This window comes from Bacillus sp. 1NLA3E, from assembly GCF_000242895.2.
In the GTDB taxonomy this organism is placed as follows: Bacteria; Bacillota; Bacilli; order Bacillales; family Cytobacillaceae; genus Bacillus_BU.
Genome location: NC_021171.1, coordinates 3,863,147 through 3,885,226 on the forward strand (window position 1 = coordinate 3,863,147; position 22,080 = coordinate 3,885,226).

12 protein-coding genes, 22 tRNA genes, 3 rRNA genes and 1 pseudogene are annotated in these 22,080 nt (G+C 41.0%); 7 read left to right on the top strand and 31 right to left on the bottom strand.

Annotated features, from left to right (window positions below):
- Positions 1-253 precede the first annotated feature (253 nt).
- The 5 genes from B1NLA3E_RS18495 to glgB are packed head-to-tail and all read right to left on the bottom strand — an operon-like array spanning position 254 to position 8,238.
- Positions 254-2,647, bottom strand: coding sequence for a glycogen/starch/alpha-glucan phosphorylase (locus B1NLA3E_RS18495; protein ID WP_015595363.1), 2,394 nt, complete (start codon positions 2,645-2,647; stop codon positions 254-256).
- Positions 2,637-4,091, bottom strand: a complete 1,455-nt coding sequence (glgA, locus tag B1NLA3E_RS18500) for a glycogen synthase GlgA (RefSeq protein ID WP_015595364.1) — start codon at positions 4,089-4,091, stop codon at positions 2,637-2,639. Before glgA ends, B1NLA3E_RS18495 begins: the two co-directional genes overlap by 11 nt.
- A complete protein-coding gene (locus tag B1NLA3E_RS18505; protein ID WP_041580671.1) occupies positions 4,088-5,116 on the bottom strand; it encodes a sugar phosphate nucleotidyltransferase in 1,029 nt (342 codons plus the stop codon). The genes glgA and B1NLA3E_RS18505 overlap by 4 nt, the downstream gene beginning before the upstream one ends.
- Before the next feature lie 58 nt (positions 5,117-5,174).
- Positions 5,175-6,350, bottom strand: coding sequence for a glucose-1-phosphate adenylyltransferase (locus B1NLA3E_RS18510; RefSeq protein ID WP_041580672.1), 1,176 nt, complete (start codon positions 6,348-6,350; stop codon positions 5,175-5,177).
- The gene (glgB, locus tag B1NLA3E_RS18515) at positions 6,292-8,238 is read right to left on the bottom strand and encodes a 1,4-alpha-glucan branching protein GlgB (RefSeq protein ID WP_015595367.1); all 1,947 of its coding nucleotides are present in this window, start codon (positions 8,236-8,238) and stop codon (positions 6,292-6,294) included. Before glgB ends, B1NLA3E_RS18510 begins: the two co-directional genes overlap by 59 nt.
- Before the next feature lie 206 nt (positions 8,239-8,444).
- Between glgB and B1NLA3E_RS18520 the strand changes: the two genes are divergently transcribed.
- A complete protein-coding gene (locus tag B1NLA3E_RS18520) occupies positions 8,445-8,639 on the top strand; it encodes a hypothetical protein (protein ID WP_015595368.1) in 195 nt (64 codons plus the stop codon).
- Positions 8,640-8,709: 70 nt separating this feature from the next.
- Here B1NLA3E_RS18520 and B1NLA3E_RS18525 read toward each other — a convergent pair.
- The 25 genes from B1NLA3E_RS18525 to B1NLA3E_RS18645 all read right to left on the bottom strand — a co-directional run bounded on the left by B1NLA3E_RS18525 (position 8,710) and on the right by B1NLA3E_RS18645 (position 17,061).
- Positions 8,710-8,781: transfer RNA gene (locus B1NLA3E_RS18525), tRNA-Glu, on the bottom strand.
- A gap of 15 nt (positions 8,782-8,796) precedes the next feature.
- Positions 8,797-8,887, bottom strand: a tRNA-Ser gene (locus tag B1NLA3E_RS18530).
- Positions 8,888-8,894: 7 nt separating this feature from the next.
- A tRNA-Asn gene (locus B1NLA3E_RS18535) sits at positions 8,895-8,969 on the bottom strand.
- A 16-nt stretch (positions 8,970-8,985) separates the two neighbouring features.
- Positions 8,986-9,062: transfer RNA gene (locus B1NLA3E_RS18540), tRNA-Ile, on the bottom strand.
- A gap of 5 nt (positions 9,063-9,067) precedes the next feature.
- Positions 9,068-9,141 (bottom strand) — tRNA-Gly (locus tag B1NLA3E_RS18545).
- Between the two features lie 12 nt (positions 9,142-9,153).
- Positions 9,154-9,229, bottom strand: a tRNA-His gene (locus B1NLA3E_RS18550).
- 32 nt (positions 9,230-9,261) lie between these two features.
- A tRNA-Phe gene (locus B1NLA3E_RS18555) sits at positions 9,262-9,337 on the bottom strand.
- Between the two features lie 18 nt (positions 9,338-9,355).
- A tRNA-Asp gene (locus B1NLA3E_RS18560) sits at positions 9,356-9,432 on the bottom strand.
- 3 nt (positions 9,433-9,435) lie between these two features.
- Positions 9,436-9,509 (bottom strand) — tRNA-Met (locus B1NLA3E_RS18565).
- A 24-nt stretch (positions 9,510-9,533) separates the two neighbouring features.
- Positions 9,534-9,626, bottom strand: a tRNA-Ser gene (locus tag B1NLA3E_RS18570).
- 16 nt (positions 9,627-9,642) lie between these two features.
- Positions 9,643-9,719: transfer RNA gene (locus tag B1NLA3E_RS18575), tRNA-Ile, on the bottom strand.
- Positions 9,720-9,753: 34 nt separating this feature from the next.
- Positions 9,754-9,830, bottom strand: a tRNA-Met gene (locus tag B1NLA3E_RS18580).
- A 21-nt stretch (positions 9,831-9,851) separates the two neighbouring features.
- Positions 9,852-9,927: transfer RNA gene (locus B1NLA3E_RS18585), tRNA-Ala, on the bottom strand.
- Between the two features lie 14 nt (positions 9,928-9,941).
- Positions 9,942-10,018 (bottom strand) — tRNA-Pro (locus tag B1NLA3E_RS18590).
- Between the two features lie 6 nt (positions 10,019-10,024).
- Positions 10,025-10,101: transfer RNA gene (locus B1NLA3E_RS18595), tRNA-Arg, on the bottom strand.
- Between the two features lie 15 nt (positions 10,102-10,116).
- Positions 10,117-10,205, bottom strand: a tRNA-Leu gene (locus tag B1NLA3E_RS18600).
- A gap of 9 nt (positions 10,206-10,214) precedes the next feature.
- Positions 10,215-10,289 (bottom strand) — tRNA-Gly (locus B1NLA3E_RS18605).
- Between the two features lie 14 nt (positions 10,290-10,303).
- Positions 10,304-10,388, bottom strand: a tRNA-Leu gene (locus B1NLA3E_RS18610).
- 15 nt (positions 10,389-10,403) lie between these two features.
- Positions 10,404-10,479: transfer RNA gene (locus B1NLA3E_RS18615), tRNA-Lys, on the bottom strand.
- 16 nt (positions 10,480-10,495) lie between these two features.
- Positions 10,496-10,571: transfer RNA gene (locus B1NLA3E_RS18620), tRNA-Thr, on the bottom strand.
- A 19-nt stretch (positions 10,572-10,590) separates the two neighbouring features.
- Positions 10,591-10,666: transfer RNA gene (locus tag B1NLA3E_RS18625), tRNA-Val, on the bottom strand.
- 10 nt (positions 10,667-10,676) lie between these two features.
- A 5S ribosomal RNA gene (rrf, locus tag B1NLA3E_RS18630) occupies positions 10,677-10,793 on the bottom strand.
- A gap of 118 nt (positions 10,794-10,911) precedes the next feature.
- Positions 10,912-13,848: ribosomal RNA gene (locus B1NLA3E_RS18635) — 23S ribosomal RNA — on the bottom strand.
- A gap of 203 nt (positions 13,849-14,051) precedes the next feature.
- Positions 14,052-15,601, bottom strand: a 16S ribosomal RNA gene (locus tag B1NLA3E_RS18640).
- The 16S, 23S and 5S rRNA genes sit together here with 21 tRNA genes alongside, the layout of an rRNA operon.
- A gap of 557 nt (positions 15,602-16,158) precedes the next feature.
- Entirely contained in the window at positions 16,159-17,061 is a 903-nt protein-coding gene (locus tag B1NLA3E_RS18645; protein WP_015595369.1) for a DMT family transporter, read from the bottom strand.
- A gap of 129 nt (positions 17,062-17,190) precedes the next feature.
- Here B1NLA3E_RS18645 and B1NLA3E_RS18650 point away from each other — a divergent pair, with 129 nt between their 5' ends.
- From B1NLA3E_RS18650 to B1NLA3E_RS18670, 5 genes are all read left to right on the top strand, one after another.
- Positions 17,191-17,886, top strand: a complete 696-nt coding sequence (locus B1NLA3E_RS18650; RefSeq protein ID WP_015595370.1) for an MgtC/SapB family protein — start codon at positions 17,191-17,193, stop codon at positions 17,884-17,886.
- 109 nt (positions 17,887-17,995) lie between these two features.
- The gene (locus B1NLA3E_RS18655; protein WP_015595371.1) at positions 17,996-18,727 is read left to right on the top strand and encodes a DsbA family oxidoreductase; all 732 of its coding nucleotides are present in this window, start codon (positions 17,996-17,998) and stop codon (positions 18,725-18,727) included.
- A gap of 123 nt (positions 18,728-18,850) precedes the next feature.
- Positions 18,851-18,923, top strand: a tRNA-Ala gene (locus tag B1NLA3E_RS18660).
- A gap of 497 nt (positions 18,924-19,420) precedes the next feature.
- Complete coding sequence (locus B1NLA3E_RS18665) at positions 19,421-19,762, top strand: hypothetical protein (RefSeq protein WP_015595372.1); 342 nt, start codon at positions 19,421-19,423, stop codon at positions 19,760-19,762.
- A gap of 135 nt (positions 19,763-19,897) precedes the next feature.
- The gene (locus B1NLA3E_RS18670; RefSeq protein WP_015595373.1) at positions 19,898-20,890 is read left to right on the top strand and encodes a 3-oxoacyl-[acyl-carrier-protein] synthase III C-terminal domain-containing protein; all 993 of its coding nucleotides are present in this window, start codon (positions 19,898-19,900) and stop codon (positions 20,888-20,890) included.
- Between the two features lie 156 nt (positions 20,891-21,046).
- On the opposite strand, the pseudogene B1NLA3E_RS24345 reads toward B1NLA3E_RS18670, so the two are convergent.
- Positions 21,047-21,161, bottom strand: a pseudogene (locus B1NLA3E_RS24345) (AAA family ATPase); the annotation flags it as partial.
- Positions 21,162-21,610: 449 nt separating this feature from the next.
- Here B1NLA3E_RS24345 and B1NLA3E_RS18680 point away from each other — a divergent pair.
- The gene (locus B1NLA3E_RS18680; RefSeq protein WP_041580676.1) at positions 21,611-21,784 is read left to right on the top strand and encodes a hypothetical protein; all 174 of its coding nucleotides are present in this window, start codon (positions 21,611-21,613) and stop codon (positions 21,782-21,784) included.
- Positions 21,785-22,080: the final 296 nt, after the last annotated feature.

Below are 22,080 nucleotides of genomic sequence, written 5' to 3' on the forward strand. Positions count from 1 at the left end.
TTGATTTGCACCCTGTTGATTGGAGCGGAAGGTGCGAAGACTCCTGCGGGAGTAGCGGGACAGGTGAGACCCCGCAGGCGCTTTAGCGCAGAGGAGGCTCACCGCCCGCCCCGCGGAAAGCGAAGCACCTGGAGCGGAGATCAACAGGTCCCATTGCATAGACAATCTAATATTAAAAATCGATGTTTTGACAAAAAAATTGCCGAGAAAATAACCTTTCTCGACAATCTGAGCTGACTTAGGTCAGCCTTTTCTACACAGGTTTTATTTTCCAAATCCTATCAGCATATTCCTTTATGGTTCGATCGCTTGAAAAATAGCCTGATCCCGCAATGTTAAGCAGGCTCATTTTAATCCATTGCTCACGATCTTGATATTTTCGTTCTACTTCTCTATGTATAGACACATAGGAATCAAAATCTCTTAATACAAAATATTGATCATTTTGTATTAACAATGAATCAAATATCGGTTCAAACTCATCGTCAACTTCTGAAAAATAGCCATTTTTTAATTGGTCGACGACTTGACGGATCTTTTTATCATGATGATAATACTCCATCGAATGGTATCCACCCACTTGTGAAAAATGAAGGACCTCTTCGGCAGTTAATCCAAATATAAAAATATTGTCTGAGCCAACCTTCTCCTTAATTTCTACGTTTGCCCCATCCAATGTTCCTACCGTTATAGCACCATTCATCATCAGCTTCATATTCCCCGTTCCTGACGCCTCTTTACTTGCGGTAGAAATTTGTTCGCTAACATCTGCAGCAGGAAAAAGCTCTTCCGCAACCGAAACACGATAATTCTCTAAGAAGACTACCTTTAGCTTATCGTTTACAGCTGGATCGGCGTTTATTTTATCCGCAACAGTATTTATTAACTTAATGATCTTTTTTGCATAATAGTAACCTGGGGAAGCCTTTGCACCAAAGATAAATGTTCGAGGATACATTTCAAAACTAGAATCATCCTTAAGTCGGCTGTAAAGATGCATTATATGAAGCACATTTAACAGTTGCCGTTTATAGGCATGCAGTCTTTTAACATGGACATCAAAAATCGAATGTGGATCGATTTGGATTCCCGTTTGTTCATTTATTCTCCGTAAAAATCTTTCCTTATTATCTTGTTTAACCTGCTGTAACCTATCTAGAAAACCTCTATCCTCTTTGAACACCGCCAACTTAGAAAGTTCTTCGGGTGTTGATACCCACTCAGAGCCAATCGCTTCTGTTATTAAGCCAGACAGCTTTGGATTCGATTTTAATAGCCAACGTCGGTGAGTAATGCCATTTGTTTTATTATTGAATTTTCCCGGAAAGACCTGATAGAAAAGATTCATTTCCCTATTTTTTAAAATATTGGTGTGAATCTGGGCAACACCATTTACACTATAGCTGCCAACTAAAGCTAAATGAGCCATCTTTATCTCATCATGAGAAATAATCGACATTTGACCAATCCGATCCCAATCGCCAGGGTAAAGCTTCCATAACTCTTGGCAAAAACGCTCATTAATTTCTTGAATAATCATATGGATTCTTGGCAATAAAGGTTTGAAAAGTTGTACTGGCCACTTTTCCAATGCCTCTGAAAGCGTGGTATGGTTCGTATATGAAATCGTTTGAGTCGTAATATCCCAAGCCTCTTCCCAGCCCATTTTCTCTTCATCAAGCAGGAGTCTCATTAATTCAGGAATTGCCATAACCGGGTGAGTATCATTAATATGAATGGCAATATGCTTTGGCAAATCAGCTAATGATCGATGGCTAAATCGATGGTTGCGAATGATCAAACGAAGACTAGCTGAAACAAGAAGATACTGCTGTTTAAGACGAAGGATTTTCCCTTCATTATGTGTATCATCAGGATAAAGAAATTCGGAAATCGCCTCAGTCTCACGCTTGTATTTCATTACATCTTGATAAAAAGGATAGGGGGATGGTTCTGCACTCCATAACCGTAACGTATTAACTGTCTCATTGTGATAACCGATAATTGGAAGGTCATAAGGCACTGCCGTCACGACCTCAGCATTAATATGTCGAAAGGCAAGACGGCTATTTTCATCGTAGCTCTCCACTTCACCCCAAAAGGGTACTTCAACAGCTAAATCGTTTTTTCTAATTTCCCAAACCTGTCCATAACGAAGCCATTGTTCAGGAAGCTCAACCTGGTAGCCGTCGACAAACTTTTGCTCAAACAATCCATGCCGGTAGCGAATTCCACATCCATTTCCGGGAAGATTTAATGAAGAAAGAGAATCTAAAAAGCAGGCAGCTAACCTGCCGAGCCCACCATTTCCTAGCCCGGCATCTGCCTCTATCTCCTCTAAGTCACCTAAATCAATTCCTAATTCCTGCAAACCGCTATCAACCAACTCTTCTATACCTAAATTCATCAAGTTATGTCTTAATAATCGTCCCAATAAGAATTCTATAGATAAATAGTAAACTTGTTTACCTTGAGAAGCACCATATCTCTCTTTCGTATGAATCCAGTTTGAGCTGACATGCTCTCGAATCATATGCCCTAATGTTTGAAAGTGGTCACTTTTCGTGCTTTCTTTAAATGGCTTCCCGCACATCATCTCAAGACGCTTTAAAAAAGCTTGTTGAAATTCCTGTTTATTAGAAAACATGGCTTGCACTCCTTGAGATCAATTCTAAATAAAGCAGGTTATATTGAAAGGCCGAATGTGCCCAACTTAGGTCTTTATTCATTGCTGTCTTCACCATTTTTCTCCAGATTGGTTTTTTATAATGATAGAATGACAATGAATGCCGAATTGTATACAACATATCATGAGCATTAAAATGGGTGAAGGAAAAACCATTCCCGGTATCCGCCCATTCATCATAGGCACGAACCGTATCATTAAGGCCACCAGTTTCCCTGACAATCGGTATGCTACCGTATCTCATCGCAATCATCTGGCCCAAACCACACGGTTCAAATTTTGATGGCATTAAAAACAGATCTGCAGCCGCATAAAGCTGATGAGCCCATTCCTCATTAAATCCAATCTGTACACGGAGTTGATCTGGGTATTGATAAGACATTTCACGAAAGAAACTCTCAAATTCAAAATCACCAGTTCCCAATACAACCATTTGAAGCTTTTCAGCCATCATCTCATGAAAAACAGTTTTAACTAGTTCAAGACCCTTCTGTTTTGTTAATCGAGTAATCATAACCATAAGCGGAATGTCATCATTTTCTACTAGCCCTAATTCCCGTTGCACAAATCTTTTGTTTTCCACCTTTAAACTGATGCTGTCGGAGTCAAAATTCCGGTAGAGGAATATATCAGAAGCCGGATTGTAAAAACCCTCATCAATCCCATTTAAGATGCCTTTTAAATCAGAAATGCGGTTTCGAAGAAGACCATCCAGGTTTTCCCCAAAATAAGCTGTTTGGATTTCAGCTAAATAGGTGGAACTTACCGTGGTAATCATATCTGCGGATACGAGCCCTGCCTTCAAAAAATTTATGTTACCAAAAAACTCCAACTGTTCCTTATTAAAATATTTAGTATCGATCCCAAGCAAATCACCTAAAATCTCCTTAGGGAAAACTCCTTGAAATTGAAGGTTGTGAATCGTGAAGATCGTCCGAATAAATTCATATCCATGCTTCCGATTGTATTCAACCCGATGTAAAAATGGAATCATGCCCGTGTGCCAATCATGACAATGAATAATATCCGGAGAAAAGTTCAGGTGGGCTATCGCCTCGAGGACTGCTCGATTGAAAAAAGAAAATCTTTCTCCGTCATCGAAATAACCATAAAGCCCATCCCGCTTAAAATAATACTCGTTATCGACAAAGTAGTATGTGAGTCCCTCCGAGACAAGTTCCAAAATTCCACAGTACTGATTTCTCCAGCCAACCTTTACGGTAAACTCCGCAACTTTTCTCATATCCCTTTTATACTGTTGAGGAATGGTTTCATAATTTGGGAGAATCAATCTTACATCTGTTCCAAGGTTTACTAATTCCTTGGGTAGAGACCCAGCAACATCGGCTAGCCCTCCAGATTTTATAAACGGTAGACATTCTGAGACTGCATGAAGGATTTTCACGAATTCAACAGAGCTCCTTGAACCGTGCCCTTACGGAGAACGAGAGGTGATGTAGAAGAACTCTTAATCGTTCTTTCGGACTCGATCGTAACATCTTTATCAAGAATGACATTTTCTAACACACAATCATCTTCAATTTTACATTTTTGTAAAATCACACAATTTCGTATCACTGTGTTTTTTCCAATCTTAACACCTCTGGCAATGATGCTGTTCTCAACCTTTCCTTCAATTTGACAACCATTGGCAATCATTGAATTTTGGATTGATGCTCCTTGTGAATATCGAGTTGGAGGTTCATCCATAACCTTCGTATAAATCGGCTGTTCCTTTAAGAAAAGCGACTTCCAAATACTCGGTTGTAAAAGTTCAAGACTGGTAGTATGATATTTTTTTATCGAATCTATCATGACAGCGTACCCTTCGTAATATTGGAAGCACAGTTTATATTGATGCTGTAAATCACTTACTACATCTTTCATGCATGTATATCCCGTTTTTTTATGGTTCTCAATTAGTTCGACTAACAATGATGTTTTCAAGATGTACATCCCCAATGACTTTCCATCATGTCGGATTTCGGTAATATCACATTGAGTTTCGATATGGGACTGGAGGATTTTGCGAAAATCAATATTAGAAACCGTAAAGCAATTGGCAATTAGTGTATACTCTTGTGTGCATCGGAGGAAAAAATCTACATTTTCCGAGAAATTCTGGAATGTTCCAATTCCATCTTCTTGACTTTGATAAGAAGATGGTGAAAATAAGAAAAGACCATCTCGTTTTCGGTTTAGATCCCAGCTTCTTCCTGTTCCTAAATGATCCATTAGCGACCGATACTGAAATTTCGGAAAAATTGCCACGCTTTTTATTCCTGAGTTAACCATGCTCGACAGAACAAAATCTATCAAACGATATCGACCAGCAAATGGAACAGCAGCAACTGATCTTTGGATTGTCAGTTCTTCAAGATCTTCATGGAATGTTGTAGCATCGATAACTCCTAGTAACTGTTTATTCACCGAAGAACCCCCTCCCAATTTAAGTTTTTTTTTAAAATCTCCAATTTTAGTTATCAAACTATCCGATTTTTTTATTAGGCACTTTCATTTGAACCGGAATATTCGGTAACATTTCTTCCGAAACCAGCATAATCCCTTCTGGATCCATATTACCGCGAATGACTGCTCCATCAGGAATTTGCAAACCACTTTGGATAATTGCTTTTTCAATAAAGACATTTTTACCAATGACTACATCTGGCATAATTACAGATTCTCGAATTACTGCTCCTGACTCAATCGTAACACCTTGGAAAACAACGGACCTTACTACATCGCCTTCAATCGTACAACCTTCATTGATTAAGGATTCCAAGATTTCTGCATCTGGTGATATATATTGTGGTGGGTGATTAGGATTTACCGAATAAATTCTCCATGACCGATCAAAAAGATCTAACTCACAAGTTTCATCTAAAAGATCCATGTTGGCTTCCCACAAACTTCTTACCGTGCCTACGTCCTTCCAATATCCCTTAAAAGGGTAGGCAAATAACTTTTTGTTGTCCTCCAGCAAACACGGTATGATATCCTTCCCAAAATCATGACTTGAGAGTGGGTTATCATTATCCCTAATCAAATATTCCTTTAACAATTTCCATTTAAAGATATAAATTCCCATTGAGGCTAAATTGCTTTGTGGATGCTCCGGCTTTTCGGCAAATTCTGTGACCTCCATTTCTTCGTTCGTATTCATAATCCCGAACCGGCTGGCTTCATCCCAAGGTACCTCAATGACCGATATCGTCACGTCTGCACCCTTGTTAACATGAAAATCAAGCATTACTTCATAATCCATTTTATAAATATGATCTCCTGAGAGGATCAAAACATGTTCTGGTTCATATTGGTTCAAATAGTTTATATTTTGATAGATAGCACTTGCCGTACCAGAATACCATTTCACTTCTGAGGACTCAGCATAAGGTGGTAGAACGGTTACTCCCCCATTCTTACGGTCTAAATCCCAAGCACTCCCGATTCCAATATATGAATTCAATATTAGTGGCTGATATTGTGTTAAAACTCCAACCGTATCAATTCCAGAATTTGTGCAGTTACTTAATGGAAAATCAATAATTCGATATTTTCCTCCAAACGGAACGGCTGGCTTTGCAATTTCCTTTGTTAAGGAATTAAGTCTGCTGCCTTTTCCTCCTGCCAACAGCATGGCGACGCACTTTTTCTTTCCCATCATTCTCCAGCTCCTTCCGTTTTTTCACAGGGCGTAACACAGTAATTCCAAATGGAGGAATCGTCATTTCCAATTGACATGGTTTCCCATGATAAGGTTTTGATATTGATTTTAATAACTTTTTATTGAGATGGTTCGCTCCACCAAAAATTTCTGCATCACTATTTAATATCTCCCGGTAGACACCATCTTTTGGTACGCCAACTTTATAATTTTCATATGGGTACTCACCAAAATTGCAAACGATAATTAAAAAATCATCGATGCCTGATCCTTTCCGAATAAAAGAAAAGATAGATTGATCAGTGTTATTAGCATCAATCCATTCAAATCCCTCAAAGGTATGATCTAATTCATAAAAAGGTTTTGAACGTTTGTAAATTTTCACTAACTGTTTACTAAAAACATGTATTTTTTTGTGCATGTCATAGTCAAATAAATTCCAGTCTAGTTCTTCTTTGTCTTTCCACTCTGCAAATTGACCAAATTCAGTTCCCATAAATAGTAGTTTTTTTCCTGGGTGGGCCATCATATAACCTAGGAGCAATCTTAACTGTGCAAATTTCCGCCAGTAATCTCCTGGCATTTTGTTGAGGAGTGATTTCTTTCCGTGGACAACCTCGTCATGCGAGAAAGGTAAAATGAAGTTTTCTGAAAAGGCGTATAAAAAGGAAAAAGTAACCTTATTATGCATAGAAGACCGAAGATCAGGTTCTGTTTCCATATAAGTCAACATGTCATTCATCCAGCCCATATTCCATTTAAAGCTAAAACCTAGCCCCCCCTGTTCAACAGGTACCGTCACTTTTGGCCAATCTGTTGAGTCTTCAGCAATCATCAATATCCCTGAATCTTCCTGAAGGACAATTTGGTTTAGATTTTTCAAAAAATCCAGTCCAAACATATTCACATGCTGCCCATCGGAATTTGGCCAGAAGATAATATTTGATACGGCATCAACCCGAAATCCATCGATATGGTAGTACCTCATCCAAAACAACGCGTTAGAAATTAAAAAACTGTGGACTTCTTTTTTCCCTAAGTCAAAATTTGCTGTACCCCATACATGATTCTCTCGGTCATCCTTGGCCATATACTCATACGTATAGTCTCCATCAAACCGGTAAAGTCCATGTGAGTCCTTACAAAAGTGTCCTGGAACCCAATCAAGAATCACTCCTATTCCATTTTGATGACATTGATCAACGAAATACATAAAATCATGGGGGGATCCATATCGACTAGTTAAAGAGTAGTATCCTACCCCTTGATAGCCCCACGAAACGTCGAGCGGATGTTCGACAAGAGGAAGTAGTTCAACATGTGTAAATCCCCCATCAAGTACATAGGGAATCAATTGATCAGCCAACTCTCGATAAGTAAGGAAACTACCATCAGGATTCTTTCTCCAAGAACCGGCATGAATTTCATAGATTATGGTTGGCTCTGAAACAACACTTTTCCTCAACTTCTTCTTTTTCCACCCTTGATCCTTCCATTCAAAGCCATCTAAGCTATAAACAACAGATGCTGTACTCGGCCTTAACTCTGAATAAAAACCATATGGATCAGCTTTTAATAATCTTTCGCCTGACCTTGATATAATTTCATACTTATATATATAGCCCTCTAAGTTTCCCTCGAGAACGAGCGCCCATACACCCTCTTTATTTACTTTATGAAAGATACACCCATTTCCATTCCAATTATTAAAATCTCCAACAAGGCTAACTGCTTTTGCATGTGGTGCCCAAACGCAAAATCTTGTATAGGTTCTATCTTCCTCTTTAAAGATGTGTGCCCCAAACAATTTATAGCTTTCAAATAATGTACCCTCGTGAAAAAGATACAATTGTAATTCAGTTGGTAAATATGTCTTCAATGTCATCTGACAGCACACCACCATTTTTCTTAGGCTATCTACCTAGTATACGAGACTTAATACCATTTTCCTTGTAATAAATTTCTTAATATTAAGACATTTTATTCGATTAAATGATACATAGCGATATTATTCTTCGGGATATTTCCTCATTCGACATATGATTTATGTGTTTATGACAAAATAAAACATAAATCTTATAGGAGGAATATATGATGAAAGAACAACCTGGGAATCAACTGAAAGAAAATATGGAAAAAGCCCCTCTATTCGAGGCACCCGATAGAAAAATACTAGCGACAGGTGATATGTTTCGTGGCCCTTCTACAGGGATTACGTCTGATTTAGATTTGAATAATCCTGGCCGTAATTTGCCAGAAGAAGATATTGAAGAGAAACTCAGATAGGAAGGGATACTATTCTGGAATATTAAAACACAAAAAAAGCTATTAACATAAGTTAATAGCTTTTTTTGTATGACCCCTACGGGACTCGAACCCGTGTTACCTCCGTGAAAGGGAGGTGTCTTAACCACTTGACCAAGGGGCCAATATTAAATTTATCTGGCGGAGAAGGAGGGATTTGAACCCTCGCGCCGGTCACCCGACCTACACCCTTAGCAGGGGCGCCTCTTCAGCCTCTTGAGTACTTCCCCAAATAAATGGCTCCGCAGGTAGGACTCGAACCTACGACCGTTCGGTTAACAGCCGAATGCTCTACCACTGAGCTACTGCGGAACAATGTAAAACTATATGGTGGGCCTAAATGGACTCGAACCATCGACCTCACGCTTATCAGGCGTGCGCTCTAACCAGCTGAGCTATAGGCCCACATTTGGAGCGGGTGAAGAGAATCGAACTCTCATCATCAGCTTGGAAGGCTGAGGTTTTACCACTAAACTACACCCGCGAAAAATAATGATGGGGCGACTGATGGGAATTGAACCCACGAATGTCGGAATCACAATCCGATGCGTTAACCACTTCGCCACAATCGCCATCATATGCTTCCATCTTATAAGCATAAAAATGGTGGCTCAGGACGGAATCGAACCGCCGACACAAGGATTTTCAGTCCTTTGCTCTACCGACTGAGCTACTGAGCCAAACATCTTAAAAAAATATGGCGGTCCGGACGGGACTCGAACCCGCGACCTCCTGCGTGACAGGCAGGCATTCTAACCAACTGAACTACCGGACCATATTGCGGGGGCAGGATTTGAACCTGCGACCTTCGGGTTATGAGCCCGACGAGCTACCGAACTGCTCCACCCCGCGACAATAGAAATTATTAAATTAAAATGGAGGAGGAAGAGGGATTCGAACCCCCGCGCGGTGTAACCCGCCTGTCGGTTTTCAAGACCGATCCCTTCAGCCGAACTTGGGTATTCCTCCGTGTGAAAAAGTACATTGGTGGACCTTGTAGGACTCGAACCTACGACCGGACGGTTATGAGCCGTCTGCTCTAACCAGCTGAGCTAAAGGTCCAAATTAAGTTTTAATAACCTAAAATGGCTTTATTTGGTAGCGGCGGAGGGGATCGAACCCCCGACCTTACGGGTATGAACCGTACGCTCTAGCCAGCTGAGCTACACCGCCAAATTTAATATAGGATTGTAATGGTGGAGCCTAGCGGGATCGAACCGCTGACCTCCTGCGTGCAAAGCAGGCGCTCTCCCAGCTGAGCTAAGGCCCCATTTGAAGGTTTAATGGTCGGGAAGACAGGATTCGAACCTGCGACCCCTTGGTCCCAAACCAAGTGCTCTACCAAGCTGAGCTACTTCCCGATATAATGGTGCGCCCGACAGGGGTCGAACCTACAACCTTCTGATTCGTAGTCAGATACTCTATCCAATTGAGCTACGGGCGCATATATTTTTAAAAATGGTGCCGAGGACCGGAATCGAACCGGTACGGTAGTCACCTACCGCAGGATTTTAAGTCCTGTGCGTCTGCCAGTTCCGCCACCCCGGCAAATCTGTTTGGAGCGGAAGACGGGATTCGAACCCGCGACCCCCACCTTGGCAAGGTGATGTTCTACCACTGAACTACTTCCGCGTTTTTTGTAAATATGGTGCGGGTGAAGGGAGTCGAACCCCCACGCCTTGCGGCGCTAGATCCTAAGTCTAGTGCGTCTGCCAATTCCGCCACACCCGCATATTAAAATGAAAATGGTGAGCCATGAAGGACTTGAACCTTCGACCCTCTGATTAAAAGTCAGATGCTCTACCAGCTGAGCTAATGGCTCGTACTAAAAAATCAAGTGGTGCCGGCGAGAGGACTTGAACCCCCAACCTACTGATTACAAGTCAGTTGCTCTACCAATTGAGCTACCCCGGCAAACCTCTGTAGGAAAATATGGTGGAGGATGACGGGCTCGAACCGCCGACCCTCTGCTTGTAAGGCAGATGCTCTCCCAGCTGAGCTAATCCTCCATTTGTAACAGCCCGGCAACGTCCTACTCTCACAGGGGGAGATCCCCCAACTACCATCGGCGCTGAGAAGCTTAACTTCCGTGTTCGGTATGGGAACGGGTGTGACCTTCTCGCTATCGCCACCAGACTATTATTTTCATAGGACATTATTTATTATAATGACTTTTTGAAGTTTTGCAAGAGAAATTTTCATTCCCTCAAAACTAGATAATGCAGAAGAAGTTGTAAAACTAATAACACCGTTTTTGGTTAAGTCCTCGATCGATTAGTATCAGTCAGCTCCACACGTCACCGCGCTTCCACCTCTGACCTATCAACCTGATCATCTTTCAGGGATCTTACTAGCTTGCGCTATGGGAAATCTCATCTTGAGGGGGGCTTCATGCTTAGATGCTTTCAGCACTTATCCCTTCCGCACATAGCTACCCAGCTATGCCTTTGGCAAGACAACTGGTACACCAGCGGTGCGTCCATCCCGGTCCTCTCGTACTAAGGACAGCTCCTCTCAAATTTCCTGCGCCCACGACGGATAGGGACCGAACTGTCTCACGACGTTCTGAACCCAGCTCGCGTACCGCTTTAATGGGCGAACAGCCCAACCCTTGGGACCGACTACAGCCCCAGGATGCGATGAGCCGACATCGAGGTGCCAAACCTCCCCGTCGATGTGGACTCTTGGGGGAGATAAGCCTGTTATCCCCGGGGTAGCTTTTATCCGTTGAGCGATGGCCCTTCCATGCGGAACCACCGGATCACTAAGCCCGACTTTCGTCCCTGCTCGACTTGTAGGTCTCGCAGTCAAGCTCCCTTGTGCCTTTACACTCTACGAATGATTTCCAACCATTCTGAGGGAACCTTTGGGCGCCTCCGTTACTCTTTAGGAGGCGACCGCCCCAGTCAAACTGCCCACCTGACACTGTCTCCTACCCCGATCAGGGGTATGGGTTAGAATTTCAATACAGCCAGGGTAGTATCCCACCAATGCCTCCACCGAAGCTAGCGCTCCGGCTTCTACGGCTCCTACCTATCCTGTACAAGCTGTACCAAAATTCAATATCAGGCTACAGTAAAGCTCCACGGGGTCTTTCCGTCCTGTCGCGGGTAACCTGCATCTTCACAGGTACTATAATTTCACCGAGTCTCTCGTTGAGACAGTGCCCAGATCGTTACGCCTTTCGTGCGGGTCGGAACTTACCCGACAAGGAATTTCGCTACCTTAGGACCGTTATAGTTACGGCCGCCGTTTACTGGGGCTTCGGTTCAAAGCTTCGCCTTGCGGCTAACCTCTCCCCTTAACCTTCCAGCACCGGGCAGGCGTCAGCCCCTATACTTCGCCTTGCGGCTTTGCAGAGACCTGTGTTTTTGCTAAACAGTCGCCTGGGCCTATTCACTGCGGCTCTTCAAGGCTATTCACCCTAAAGAGCACCCCTTCTCCCGAAGTTACGGGGTCATTTTGCCGAGTTCCTTAACGAGAGTTCTCTCGCTCACCTTAGGATTCTCTCCTCGCCTACCTGTGTCGGTTTGCGGTACGGGCACCTTTTATCTCGCTAGAGGCTTTTCTAGGCAGTGTGAAATCAGGAACTTCGGTACTATATTTCCCTCGCTATCACAGCTTAGCCTTCACGGTAACGGGATTTTCCTCGCTACCAGCCTAACTGCTTAGACGCGCATATCCAACAGCGCGCTTACCCTATCCTTCTGCGTCCCCCCATTGCTCAAACGATAAAGAGGTGGTACAGGAATATCAACCTGTTGTCCATCGCCTACGCCTTTCGGCCTCGGCTTAGGTCCCGACTAACCCTGAGCGGACGAGCCTTCCTCAGGAAACCTTAGGCATTCGGTGGATGGGATTCTCACCCATCTTTCGCTACTCATACCGGCATTCTCACTTCTAAGCGCTCCACCAGTCCTTACGGTCTAGCTTCAACGCCCTTAGAACGCTCTCCTACCACTGACATCTAAGATGTCAATCCACAGCTTCGGTGATACGTTTAGCCCCGGTACATTTTCGGCGCAGAGTCACTCGACCAGTGAGCTATTACGCACTCTTTAAATGGTGGCTGCTTCTGAGCCAACATCCTGGTTGTCTAAGCAACTCCACATCCTTTTCCACTTAACGTATACTTTGGGACCTTAGCTGGTGGTCTGGGCTGTTTCCCTTTTGACTACGGATCTTATCACTCGCAGTCTGACTCCCACGGATAAGTCTTTGGCATTCGGAGTTTGTCTGAATTCGGTAACCCGATGAGGGCCCCTAGTCCAAACAGTGCTCTACCTCCAAGACTCTTACAACGTGAGGCTAGCCCTAAAGCTATTTCGGAGAGAACCAGCTATCTCCAAGTTCGATTGGAATTTCTCCGCTACCCACACCTCATCCCCGCACTTTTCAACGTGCGTGGGTTCGGGCCTCCAGTAGGTGTTACCCTACCTTCACCCTGGACATGGGTAGATCACCTGGTTTCGGGTCTACAACCACATACTCATTCGCCCTATTCAGACTCGCTTTCGCTGCGGCTCCGTCTTATCAACTTAACCTTGCATGTAATCGTAACTCGCCGGTTCATTCTACAAAAGGCACGCCATCACCCATTAACGGGCTTTGACTACTTGTAGGCACACGGTTTCAGGATCTATTTCACTCCCCTTCCGGGGTGCTTTTCACCTTTCCCTCACGGTACTGGTTCACTATCGGTCACTAGGTAGTATTTAGCCTTGGGAGATGGTCCTCCCTGCTTCCGACCGGATTTCTCGTGTCCGGCCGTACTCAGGATCCACTCAGGAGGGAACGAAGTTTCAACTACAGGGTTTTTACCTTCTTTGACGGGCCTTTCCAGACCTCTTCATTTACCCCGTTCCTTTGTAACTCCATGTTGAGTGTCCTACAACCCCAAGAGGCAAGCCTCTTGGTTTGGGCTATTTCCCGTTTCGCTCGCCGCTACTCAGGGAATCGCATTTGCTTTCTCTTCCTCCGGGTACTTAGATGTTTCAGTTCCCCGGGTCTGCCTTCAATACCCTATGTATTCAGGTAAAGATACTACTCCATTACGAGCAGTGGGTTTCCCCATTCGGAAATCTCCGGATCAAAGCTTACTTACAGCTCCCCGAAGCATATCGGTGTTAGTACCGTCCTTCATCGGCTCCTAGTGCCAAGGCATCCACCGTGCGCCCTTTCTAACTTAACCTAAAGGTTAATCTCTTATTATATAAGAGAGAAAAAAACTAATGTGGTGTTTCTCGGTCTTACATTCTTCTTCTTACGATTATCTAGTTTTCAAGGAACAAAAAAGCTTTAAGAGATTGCTCTCTCAAAACTAAACAAACAAACCATCAACATCACATCACTATAAGTGTTGTGTTCCGATTGTCTTTACGACAATATCCTTAGAAAGGAGGTGATCCAGCCGCACCTTCCGATACGGCTACCTTGTTACGACTTCACCCCAATCATCTGTCCCACCTTAGGCGGCTGGCTCCTTACGGTTACCCCACCGACTTCGGGTGTTACAAACTCTCGTGGTGTGACGGGCGGTGTGTACAAGGCCCGGGAACGTATTCACCGCGGCATGCTGATCCGCGATTACTAGCGATTCCAGCTTCATGTAGGCGAGTTGCAGCCTACAATCCGAACTGAGAGTGGTTTTATGGGATTGGCTCGACCTCGCGGTTTTGCAACCCTTTGTACCACCCATTGTAGCACGTGTGTAGCCCAGGTCATAAGGGGCATGATGATTTGACGTCATCCCCACCTTCCTCCGGTTTGTCACCGGCAGTCACCTTAGAGTGCCCAACTAAATGCTGGCAACTAAGATCAAGGGTTGCGCTCGTTGCGGGACTTAACCCAACATCTCACGACACGAGCTGACGACAACCATGCACCACCTGTCACTCTGTCCCCCGAAGGGGAACGTCCTATCTCTAGGAGTGTCAGAGGATGTCAAGACCTGGTAAGGTTCTTCGCGTTGCTTCGAATTAAACCACATGCTCCACCGCTTGTGCGGGCCCCCGTCAATTCCTTTGAGTTTCAGCCTTGCGGCCGTACTCCCCAGGCGGAGTGCTTAATGCGTTAGCTGCAGCACTAAAGGGCGGAAACCCTCTAACACTTAGCACTCATCGTTTACGGCGTGGACTACCAGGGTATCTAATCCTGTTTGCTCCCCACGCTTTCGCGCCTCAGCGTCAGTTACAGACCAAAGAGCCGCCTTCGCCACTGGTGTTCCTCCACATCTCTACGCATTTCACCGCTACACGTGGAATTCCGCTCTTCTCTTCTGCACTCAAGTTCCCCAGTTTCCAATGACCCTCCCCGGTTGAGCCGGGGGCTTTCACATCAGACTTAAGGAACCGCCTGCGCGCGCTTTACGCCCAATAATTCCGGACAACGCTTGCCACCTACGTATTACCGCGGCTGCTGGCACGTAGTTAGCCGTGGCTTTCTGGTTAGGTACCGTCAAGGTACCGGCAGTTACTCCGATACTTGTTCTTCCCTAACAACAGAGCTTTACGACCCGAAGGCCTTCTTCGCTCACGCGGCGTTGCTCCATCAGACTTTCGTCCATTGTGGAAGATTCCCTACTGCTGCCTCCCGTAGGAGTCTGGGCCGTGTCTCAGTCCCAGTGTGGCCGATCACCCTCTCAGGTCGGCTACGCATCGTCGCCTTGGTGAGCCGTTACCTCACCAACTAGCTAATGCGCCGCGGGCCCATCTGTAAGTGACAGCCGAAACCGTCTTTCAGCTTTTCCTCATGAGAGGAAAAGGATTATCCGGTATTAGCACCGGTTTCCCGGTGTTATCCCAGTCTTACAGGCAGGTTGCCCACGTGTTACTCACCCGTCCGCCGCTGATATCAGGGAGCAAGCTCCCATCAATCCGCTCGACTTGCATGTATTAGGCACGCCGCCAGCGTTCGTCCTGAGCCAGGATCAAACTCTCCAAGAAAGTTGATTGACTCATAAAAGTTACGTTGGCTAGTGTCATGACCGAAGTCATTCACACTATAAAAAAATTTATTGTTGACGTTTGTTTGTTTAGTTTTCAAAGAGCAATTTTTCGTTGCCGTCTCTCAGAGGCGACTTTATTAATATAACATATCATCTTTTCATCGTCAACAACTTTTTAAAAATTGTTTTCGAAGAAACATTTCTTTTTGCTTTCCTCTTATTGAGGACGTGTTCTAATATAACATGTATAAATATTGATTGCAATAAAATTTTAATAATAAATATAACTTTCTTTTTACACTTGTTTAACTTTCCATTCTCCTTATTTCAAACTTTTTAAAAAGGCATTATATTATCCACAGTTAGTTTTAAATTGGAGGGCTGATAAATAAGTAAATTTTCAGAATATCCACATTTTATTAACAATTCGCCCGTTTTATCCACAAGGCTAAATATAAAAAAATTCTCTGCTATCCTACGCTAATCATATTTTCAATTAATTTGTAGGTGAAGTGTATAAATATATTTTAGGCATTTAGTCATTTTTCTTTTTTATTATGAATTGTTAGTCAACACAGCTATTTTTAATTTCTTATCATCAACTAAAAAAATCATGATTCCAGCTAAGACTATGATCCCACCAAAGACTTGAGTCCAAAAAACCCTCTCTTCCAATAGATAAAAAGCTAGAACTGTTGCCCCGATTGGCTCAAATAATATTGCAACGGAAATTGTTGATGCACTTACCCATTTAATTGACCAATTTAGAAATGAATGTCCTAGCAAAGTTGGAATTAAAGCAAGCAATATGAACAAAATCCAATTCTTCATGTCGTATCCAACTAGAGGCTCATCGGTAGCCAATACATAAAAGAATAAAGTGATAGAACTGATGGTATAAACTACAAAAGTGTAGGTTATCAAAGATACTCTTTTTCTGACGGTTTGACCGAATAATAAATAGAAGGTAATTAAAGCACAGGCGATCAGAGCCAATATATCCCCAAATAAAGCATCTCCACTTATTTTAAAATCCCCCCAACTAATCACGATACTTCCGATTACCGCAGTGATTCCACTTAACACAGCTTTGCCTGACAGTCTTTCTTTAAAAAAAATAAATGTTCCAGCAAAAGCAAATAAGGGCTGTAATGTTACTAGTACAGTTGAACTTGCTACTGATGTGTAGTTTAGCGATTCGAACCATAGTATGAAATGGAAGGCTAGAAATACTCCTGAAGCTGTGGTTAGAGTCCAATCACGTTTCGTAATAAGACGTATCTCAGATACATACTTTAAAAGAAATACTGGAAGCATTAATATGACAGAAAAAAATAACCGATAAAAAGCTAGTGCTCCTGATGGTGCAGAGGATAATTTTACAAAAATAGCTGAGGATGATATTGATATCACTCCTATAGTAAGAGCAATGTAAGGATTAATTCTAGGTTTTTCCATTAATTTAACTCCTTTTGAAAAAAAAGTGCTAAAATTTATATGAATCTATATTACACCTAGATGGACGTTTTTTTCTATTTGAAAATATTTTACAAAAAGAAAAAACGAATAGAAAAGTGGTGAATAGTTATGCTAGATGTCGATGTAGAAATTTTGATTAAATTAGGGATTTCCGCGGTATTAGGTTTAATTATTGGACTTGAACGGGAATTAAAAAGAAAACCTGTTGGATTAAAAACCAGTTTAGTCATTTGTATTGTGAGTTGTTTACTCACAATTGTATCCATTAAATCTGCCTACTTGTTTCCACATAGTAATAAAGTAAACATTACGATGGATCCACTTCGTTTAGCCGCACAAATTGTTTCAGGCATTGGTTTTCTGGGGGCTGGAGTTATTCTTCGTCGTGGTAATGATAGTATTTCGGGACTGACCACTGCTGCGATGATTTGGGGTGCCGCAGGAATTGGTATCGCTGTTGGAACTGGATTTTATATAGAAGCCTTTGCTGGAGTCATTTTGCTTATTTTTAGTGTTGAAGTTTTGCCATATTTAATGGGATTGATCGGAATTAGAAGACTTAGAGAAAAAGAAGTTCAATTAAAACTACATGTAAAAGATCGTAGTAAAATCAATGATGTGATTTCCTTAATTAAAAAAGAAGAAATAAAGATAAAGACGATGAGGATTAAAGATAATAGTGATGGAGATTTTCTGATTCAACTCATGGTGATCGTCGATTTCAGTGAGGATACAACTGACGTTTATCATCATGTAGTTAATATAGAAGGAATCGAAAGACTAGAAGTTGAAAGTATGTCTTAATGGTATATCAATAATGCTTATAGTAAAATAATTATATGGCTATAGTTGAGGAAACCATTACCTTACATACTGTCATATGAATGCACATTAATAAAAGTGAGGTTACAAGATGAAAATTGAAGTGTGGTCTGATTTTGCCTGTCCATTTTGTTATATAGGGAAACGCCGATTAGAAGAGGCCCTTGCACAATTTCCTCATAAGGATCAAGTTGAGGTAGATTTTAAAAGTTTCGAATTGGATCCAAACTCTCCAAAAAATATTGAAATGAGTATTCATGAGGTTTTGGCTGCAAAGTACAGGATGAGTTTAGACCAGGCAAAAAAGACAAACGAGGGTATGGCCCAACAAGCTGCTACTTTAGGGCTGACATATAATTTTGATACGATGATACCAACTAACACTTTTGATGCACATCGCTTAACCAAATTTGCTAAAGACCATGGGAAAGAAGCAGAAGTAACTGAAGCCCTCCTTTATGCATATTTTACTGAGTCAAAACACATAGGTGAACTTGAAACATTGGCAGATATTGCTGAGGGATCAGGATTAAACCGGAATGAGGCGTTGAATGTTCTTCTTGATGAAACGTCCTATGCAAATGATGTGCGTGTCGATGAAGCGCTCGCTCAGCAATTTCAAATTACGGGTGTTCCGTTTTTCATTATTAATCAAAAATACGCCATATCAGGGGCACAACCAACTGAGACCTTTGTAAATGCTTTACAAAGAATATGGGATGAAGAATCAGCATCTCCTGTATTGGAGGATCTATCCCCAGATGGAGCCAGTGATGCTAGTTGTACTGATAATGGTTGTGTGATTCCTAATCAAAAGGAATAGTTTTCTGCGGAGGAGCGAATTGTTCTCCTCCTTTGATTTTCTTAGAAAATCAAAATTTCCTCTTGCGTATTAATTAAGTTCTCGTTATAATTTTTCTTGTACCGTAAAAGGACATCCTATTACGGGGGATTAGCTCAGCTGGGAGAGCGCAACGCTGGCAGCGTTGAGGTCAGGGGTTCGAGCCCCCTATTCTCCATTACCCGAAAACCCTTGTGTAGCAAGGGTTTTTTTATTCTTTCTTTTTTCCACCTTTGGTTTGTCCCATTCTTGTACTAACTTTCTTTTTTGGTACCTTGTAAAGGCCAAATTCTAACTTATAGAAAAAGTCCGATTTATAAAATCAAGATTATTCGATTCCAATTCCAAAATATATCTACGTCTATACCTAAATTTAATGCTGATAATAAAAATGCAAACAAAAATATTAAAATCTTCTATAGTTACAAATTTTCACCTTCCTTGAAACCAATTGGATCCCCCCATCTTCGTTTATCATCTGTAAAAATAGAAATTATCTATTATCTTACCTTCCTTACTATCAACTGTTCTATTCAATGAAGGCATTTAAATTTGATTACCATTTCTATTAAATAAATTTACATAACAAAAAAATATTTAACTAAACTAATTTTAGTAATATACGATATTAATACATATGAAATATATATTTACTATAGAAAAGGGGTTAAGATAATGGGCAGTTTCAATTTTAATGTCAATTCTGAAGAAAAAATATTTGATGTGAAAGTAGAGGGATCTTTCAGTGAAGGAGATGCAGTCAGTTTTATTAATCAGTACAACAAGCATACTGCTTCTTTCAATCCAACTGAATACATAATTGATTTGGACTGCACTGATTTAAAGGTTTCTGATAATGACGTATTGCCAATGTTAGAGCAATGTTACAAAATGTACAAAGAAAGTGGATTCAGTAAGGTGATCTTTAAAATCAAACAAAATACGATTCTTAAAATGCAATTAGGGCGCATTGCCCGCAGTACAGGGCTAAGTAATTATGAAATTATAGAAGTATGAGCCTTATAAAAGGCTTTCCTAGAAACAAGACTTTCACTTGGAAGGTCTTGTTTCTTTTCATGGAATAGTTATTAATTTATTTCTAAGATGAATGGTTTCTCAAACATAAAACATAGTGATTAGGGGGAACAATTTATGACGAGTATACAAATTAAGGCAGTTGACATTTATCATCCAAAGAAAGTGGTAGAAAATCAATTTTTTATTGATCACTTCCGGAAACAAAACAAAGAAATAACTCGTTTTTTAGAAGTAATGGGGAGGGACAAACGTTATATTATTGATGATCCTAAAGAAAATGGTTTAACAATGGGATTGGAAGCGTCTAAACGAGTATTGAATAAAACCGGTTTGAACGGTAGCGATATTGATATGATTGTTTTTTCTACTCAAACACCTGAGTATACCTTTCCGACAAATGCCATGTTGATTCACCAAGCTATTCAAGGAAACAGTAAAACTATCTGTTTAGATTCTAATTCAAATTGTGCAGGAATGGTTGTAGCTGTAGAACAAACTTGTCGCTATATGATGGGAAATCCTCAGGTCAAATATGCTTTAGTTATCGGTTCGGATTATAGTTCCATAAATTGTAATCCAAATGATGAAATCACATATTCCAATTATGGAGACGCTTCTTCCGCCGTGATCTTGGAAAAAGTGGAAGGAAAGGTTGGATTTATAGATTCACATTATTATTCCGATTCCAGTGAAGCAAAAAATGTTCTTTTCCCCGCCGTAGGGTTATCGAATATCTATAATGATGATATCCAGCATAGTGATGTTCATATAAAATGGATTCCATTTGATGGAACTTGCTGTGTTAAACCAGCCGTAGGAGCCATGAAAGAAATGATGGATAAACACAACCTTATAAAAAAGGATATTGGAGCCTATTGCTTCTCTCAATTTTCTTATAAAAATATTGAATTAATACAAGAAGAATTACAAGAAAATTTGGATAAAATGATTTATATAGGTGATGAATTTGGCTATACAGGAACAAGTAGCCCTTTTCTTGCTCTTTATCGAGGGATTGAGCAAGGTAGAATCAAGCGTGGAGATCATGTCTTTTTCTGGTCTGTTGGGACAGGGTGGCAAATTTGCACGATGTTGTTTAAATTTTAATCTTGGAATAATTTAAATGTTAGTAAAATAAGTCTTAAAAAACAAGGCTTTAAGGATGTGGATGAGGGGACTAAACCTAAACAGGACAGACCTTTCAGAAACGGCTCTGCTCTTAGATTAATATTTTAGCCCATGTCTTTCTCTTATCGATATTTCTTAGTCAAATAGAATGATATGCGTCGTGAATGATTCGATCTAAAATAGCGTCTGCTAGGGTGTCCTCTCCAATCTTTTCATACCATCCTTGCGTATCAAATTGAGAACAGAATATATTTGGCTTTTACTTTCTTTATTAGGATTTATTATTATTCTTTTAACTATCTTTTTTTTAGTAAATGAATATAGATCTCTAAAAAAAAAAAATGGGAAGTTTAATACTAGCATCGATATTATTGTATCCGATGGTAGTAAGGGTATCTTTTTGGGATTACTCCTAATTATCATTGGGTTAGTTAATGCTTTAAAATCCTTATAATATATACAACCAGTCCTTACACTATAATGAGATGCTAGTATTAGTGTAATTACTATAATGTTTTTCTATTGGTAATCTTATATAAAGGAATTTTCAGAATACATCGGTGCTAAAAACAAGTTTGAAATCGATAATAGAGAAACATAATTACTCTTGTGTATCCAATTGAATACATATTAGCTCATTTGGTAATAGTAATATTTGGTGTTCTACACCTACTAACTTCAATGTGGAGGGATTTTGAATTGAACATTCGTGAAGGCTTGATCCCAAATGTATTAGGTTCTGAGGTTACGGCTACTGGATACGCATTGAAACAAAAGCGTGGTTCAAATAAAATGATTGCAAACACTGTTTTTGGTTTCGGTTTAGCCCACATCGTTTTAGGTACAATTGACCTTATAGAACATCGTCGTTAGTAACTAGGCGAGCACAATTATGTGCTCGCCTTGTGTAATTTGAAATTTAAAAATTCTTGTGTTTATTAAATTTTAGCTAAATTATTGATTTTTACGATTACGTTCTAAATTGTGAATACATCCTGATCAGCAAAGCTGTTATCCCAACTTTTACTCTCAATTAATATTTTAGGTACAATCCAGAATAAAATTTACCCAAAAGTTAGCAAAAATCGTTATCATAAATACCAATTTTCAATATTGTCACAAATTAGACAATATATTAGCGGCTAGCTTGTTTCTTTTTATTTGTTGGC